Annotated in this window: 1 protein-coding gene; it reads right to left on the bottom strand. The window is 54.2% G+C overall.

All coding sequences use genetic code 11. The features are described 5' to 3' along the window. A partial coding sequence (locus tag HX792_RS30080) for a transposase (protein ID WP_176999465.1) occupies positions 1-469 on the bottom strand: 469 nt, incomplete at both ends.

Here is a 469-nt window from a genome sequence, read left to right as displayed (position 1 = left end):
TGATCAGGTCGCGCTTCTGCCGTAGATCGGGGTCATCATCAATATTGTCTTTGATGGCCTTCTGCGTCACGGCAATCTCGTTTTTCACATGACTAATCATGGACAGAATCGAGCCTTTGACGTTGGATTGAGCTACATCCAGGCGGTTGGTCTCCATCTGAAGGATTTCCTGGAGATCTTCCAGGCGCCGAACTAGAGCCCGCAACCGACGACGAGCAGGCGGTTCAGGGATCCAAGCCCTGAGCTTATGCTGCTTCTGCTGGGCATAGGCCGCGATCAATTTGGCGTCAGCTTTATCGGTTTTAACCCGACGCAAATCCTCCTTGCCGAACGCGTGGATCACGGCGGGGTTAACGATGCAGACTCGATAATCTTTGGCATGCAGGAAGTCTGCAAGTGCCTCGTGATAGGTGCCAGTAGCCTCCATGACGACCCAGGCCTGTGAGTCCGCATGTTTTTCCAGCCAGGC

The organism is Pseudomonas sp. B6002 (assembly GCF_013385985.1).
GTDB lineage: Bacteria > Pseudomonadota > Gammaproteobacteria > Pseudomonadales > Pseudomonadaceae > Aquipseudomonas.
The sequence above is the reverse complement of the archived record's forward strand: the minus strand, read 5'-3'. Positions and strand labels throughout refer to the sequence as shown.